Annotated in this window: 5 protein-coding genes and 1 pseudogene; all 6 read left to right on the plus strand. The window is 61.6% G+C overall.

Going from position 1 to position 4081, the window contains the following annotated elements:
• Positions 1 to 41 precede the first annotated feature (41 nt).
• The gene (locus tag JQ611_RS41295) at positions 42 to 623 is read left to right on the plus strand and encodes a hypothetical protein (RefSeq protein WP_212468831.1); all 582 of its coding nucleotides are present in this window, start codon (positions 42 to 44) and stop codon (positions 621 to 623) included.
• Positions 624 to 668: 45 nt separating this feature from the next.
• Positions 669 to 1838, plus strand: coding sequence for a hypothetical protein (locus JQ611_RS41300; protein WP_212468832.1), 1170 nt, complete (start codon positions 669 to 671; stop codon positions 1836 to 1838).
• A 1-nt stretch (position 1839) separates the two neighbouring features.
• Positions 1840 to 2466 carry a YtxH domain-containing protein gene (locus tag JQ611_RS41305; RefSeq protein WP_212414538.1) on the plus strand — a complete coding sequence of 209 codons (627 nt, stop codon included), beginning with the start codon at positions 1840 to 1842 and terminating at the stop codon, positions 2464 to 2466.
• A complete protein-coding gene (locus tag JQ611_RS41310; protein ID WP_211996193.1) occupies positions 2450 to 2842 on the plus strand; it encodes a phage holin family protein in 393 nt (130 codons plus the stop codon). Before JQ611_RS41305 ends, JQ611_RS41310 begins: the two co-directional genes overlap by 17 nt.
• Entirely contained in the window at positions 2839 to 3516 is a 678-nt protein-coding gene (locus tag JQ611_RS41315) for a hypothetical protein (protein WP_212414540.1), read from the plus strand. The genes JQ611_RS41310 and JQ611_RS41315 overlap by 4 nt, the downstream gene beginning before the upstream one ends.
• A gap of 146 nt (positions 3517 to 3662) precedes the next feature.
• Positions 3663 to 4081, plus strand: a pseudogene (locus JQ611_RS41320) (hypothetical protein); the annotation flags it as partial.

Here is a 4081-nt window from a genome sequence, read left to right on the forward strand (position 1 = left end):
CGATCGAACAGGCACGGTCGTTCCTGAAGAAGGGGACCGCTTTGGCCTATTACGAAGAAATCCTGCTGGGCGCCCTGAGATTGGCTGAGGCCGATGCCGCCCAGGGCCGGCTTGACGACGTCAGGCTCGAGAATATCCACGAGACGGTTTCCGAAATCATCGAGGATATCGCCGCGCACGAGACCGCTGAGGGGAGCGCTAGTGCGGAAGCGCCCGCCAGGAAGGGGAAGATCGTCAACATCGACGCGCGCAAGCTGGGCAAGCCGGTTTTCTGCATACCCGGACTGGGTCGGCTCGACGATTGCGCCGCGCTGATTGTCGCAGATGCGTTGAAACGTGAAGGATTCAACGCCCGTGTTTCCGGTGCCGATACCGAGATTGACGCCGGCAACGCAGAGACGATCTGCGTCTGTTTTCTGGAGGAGGTATCGGAGGCGAGGTCGTCGTTCACGGTTCGCAAGTTCTCCCGACGGGCAGCTTCGGCCAGGATCATCGTTTGCCGGTTGGGAAATTTCGAAGCGGACAAGGAGCAGCGGAGTGATGATGTAGCGCCGCAGTCGCTCGCGACCGTGATCGCCGCCGTAGCCAAGAGTGCCAGCGTCAAAACGCGTCGGGAACAATAGGCAATGTCCGAGAGTTCAGGTTTGGCACAGCAAGGAATCAAGGTCATGCAACAGACGGCCAATCGATCGCTCCGAGAGCTACAGCGCGAGACCGAACAGACGCGCGAAGGTCTGACCCAAACGGTAGATCAGCTCAAAGCGAGCGTAACCGACACCGCGAGCGAAATTCGCCAGCGCATCAGTCCCGAAAACATAAAGGCGGAGGTCACGAGCTACGTCCGCTCCAAAGGCGAAAGCATGTTGGAGGACATAACGGCGGCCGCGCGCCGCAACCCGATGCAGGCGGTGGCCGTGGGCGCAAGCCTCGCCTATCCGCTTTTCAGGTTCGCAAGGGCTATTCCCTTGCCCGTGCTGATGGTTGGCGCGGGAATCTTTTTCGCCGGCACAAAGAGCGGCCAATCGATCACCCAAAAAGCCTCCGACATGGCCTCCGATCTCTCGGACGAACTCGGCCGGCGTGGCCAGGATATGTCGGCACAGGTTGGAGAGGCTGTCAGCTCGGCAACGGGTGCGGTTTCGGATGCCGCCGGACGCGTTAGCGACGTGCTGTCCGCGGGCGCGGACCAGGTTCGCCGCACCGCAACGTCCTCGACGCCAGAGCTCAGTCTGGCAGACCGGCTAAGGGACTCGGCCGCCTCGGCAGGCGACGCGATCAATACGAGTGTCTCCGATATGAAAGACAGTGCGTCTGAAGTGGCTGGTTCCGCGATGGATTCGTCGCGTGATATCGCCGCTGGTGCAGCCGCCGCCACGCGAAGCGCCGCCTCGTCGGCGGCGAATGCGGGGCTGGAAGCGGCCCGGGATGTTCGGGACAGGGCAGCGGATTATTCCAATCGCGCCGGAAAGACCATGTTGGATACGATCCAGCAGAATCCACTTCTGGTCGCCGGCGTGGGCCTGTTGGTCGGAGGTCTGATTGCGAGTGCGCTTCCCAAGAGTGAGTTGGAGGAAGATCTCGTCGGAGACGCAGCCGCGGCCGCCAGAAGGCGGGCGAGCGAGGCGGCTTCCAAAGGCTTCGACGCTGCCAAGGGCTTAGCGGGCGAAATTTTTGAAAACGTGGCGCGGCAGGCCGGCGCGGAAGGCCTGACCCCGGACAAGCTGGACGAGTCGGCAAGCGAGATCCTGCAACGCGTCAGGCGCGTGGCGGAAAGCGCTGTCACGACCGCGTTCGATCCGGACAAGACACCCCATTCACATACCGGCGGAGGAAACTGACATGGCTGACCTCATTGGAACTGCACATCAAGGCACGTCGTCTTCCGGCCAGGACTCCGCAAGAGCGAAGTTTGACGACGCGGTTGCGTCAACGAAAAGTTTGAGCGAGCAGGCCATGTCGGCTGGCCGAGACCTCACCGACAAGGCGAAGGATCTTGCTGAAAGCTCGACCGACGCCATCAAGGGCCAAGCCTCCGATCTCGTCGATGCGGCCAAGGATGTTGCATCTCAGGCTACCGACAAGCTCAAGGACGCGGTCAACAGTCAAAAATCGTCCGGCGCGGAATACGTCGGCAACCTGGCGGATACAATGCGGCGCGCGGCACGGGAGTTCGATACGGATCTCCCGCTCGCGGGCACCTACATCCGGAAGGCGGCCTCCCAGATCGAGGGAGTTTCTGATCACATCCGCAACGGCAACCTGAACGACGTGGTCCGGAAAGCGCAATCCTTTGCGCGCCGTCAACCCACGGCCTTCCTTGGGTTGGCGGTCCTGGCGGGTTTTGGAGCCGTTCGGTTCCTCAAGAGCTCCTCCAGTGACGACGGCCCGAGTTCGCAAGCCCTGAGAACGGACAGCCGCTCCTCCGCAGCAGACAACCGAGGGTACCGCGATGACTTCTCGAACTGATCGTTCGATCCCGGAACTGTTCAGCGATGCGGTCGGTCAGCTTGCAAAGCTGATCGGAAACGAATTTGCGCTGGCTCGCGCCGAACTGTCCGAAAAGGCCGGGCAGGCCGGGAGAGCTGCCGCAATGATGGGTGCTGGGGCAGTCATCATGATTCCAGCGCTTGTCCTGCTGTTGTTTGCCGCGGCGGCTGCCCTCATACAAGGCGGTTTTTCGGAGCCCATCGCATATCTCGTCGCCGGTGGCGGCGCAGCGGCCTTATCGATCGCCCTCATCGTGGTGGGCCTTAACCGCCTGTCGGGCGATGCGCTTGCGCCCACTGTGCTGATTGAAGAAGTCGAGCGAGACAAAGCGGCAGCGAGGGAGATGGTTCGATGACCGACATTACTGAAAAAGGCTCGGACTTTATCAAGGACCTCGGCAACGCAGCGCGCCGTAATCCAATCTCTGCGGCCCTCATCGGAATGGGACTGGTCTGGCTGTTCGCCGGCAAATCCGGAGGTGCACCTGGCGATATTCTTCAGAAGACCGGCCTCGATCGCCTGCCGGACGCGGCAAGGAATGCGATGAGCGCCACACAAGACCGCGTTGTATCTGCTGCCGACACGCTCCGTGAGACCGGCAGCGACGGTATTGAAACCGCGACCCGCATGGCCTCGGAATACGCAAAGGCCCTGCCGGATTCTGCCGATGTTCTTGGCACGGTGCGGGGCAATCTGACCGATCTGTTCAAGGCACAGCCCCTGGCATTGGGCGCCATTGGATTGGCCATCGGCGCCGGCATCGCCGCGGCCTTGCCGAACACCGAGATCGAAAAATCATACCTTGGCGAAACCAGCGACACCCTGAAAAGCAAGGCTGCCGAAATCGCCGGCCAGCAGATCGACAAGGCGGCCACGGTTGCAGCCACCGTCGTCGAAACCGCGTCGGACGAAGCGCGCAGGCAGGGCCTCACGATCGATGACGCAAAGGCGGCGATGGACGCCCTTTCAGGCAAGGTCAGCCGCATGGTCGATGCGGCGGGAAAGAGCGCGTCGCAAAGCGCAACATGAACTGCAAGTGCGATCGTTAGTAAACGAGGAGAGAAAAATGAACGGTATAATTTATCTGGTTGGATTGGTCGTCGTCATCCTGGCCGTATTGTCGTTCTTCGGGCTGCGCTGACATGGTGAAACAGATTGAACCCGGCGCGACTCCCATGGGAGTCCCCCCGGGGTATTTGAACTGGACACCGGCGATCCTGGGTGCGCTGGTGGCAACCGCTCTGTCGTCGATCCTGTTGGCGTTCGGCGCGACCATCGGGTTGGGGATTTCGTCGACGGCGCCAACGTGGCGGGACGCGTCCGCCGCACTTTGGATCTTGTCGGGACTCTATCTCATTATCCAGGCCGCACTGAGTTTCGGCGTGGGAGGGTACATTGCGGGGCGAACGAGTGTCGCGCCGGCGGCTTTGGATGCTGACGAAATTGAACATCGCGACGGCTTGCATGGCCTCGCTGCCTGGGCGCTTGCCGTCGTTCTCGGGGTGGCGCTTGCGGCGTTGCTTGGAAGCGCGTCCCTGACACGGTCCAACAGCAACATGTCCTCGGCACGAACCAGCGCTGCAGAGCCGCTGTT

This window comes from Bradyrhizobium sp. AUGA SZCCT0182 (assembly GCF_018130185.1).
Lineage (GTDB): Bacteria > Pseudomonadota > Alphaproteobacteria > Rhizobiales > Xanthobacteraceae > Bradyrhizobium.

Coding starts and splice junctions, on each gene's coding strand:
- JQ611_RS41305 (WP_212414538.1), top strand. CDS start 1,840: ATGGCTGACCTCATTGGAACTGCACATCAAGGCACGTCGTCTTCCGGC.
- JQ611_RS41300 (WP_212468832.1), top strand. CDS start 669: ATGCAACAGACGGCCAATCGATCGCTCCGAGAGCTACAGCGCGAGACC.
- JQ611_RS41310 (WP_211996193.1), top strand. CDS start 2,450: ATGACTTCTCGAACTGATCGTTCGATCCCGGAACTGTTCAGCGATGCG.
- JQ611_RS41315 (WP_212414540.1), top strand. CDS start 2,839: ATGACCGACATTACTGAAAAAGGCTCGGACTTTATCAAGGACCTCGGC.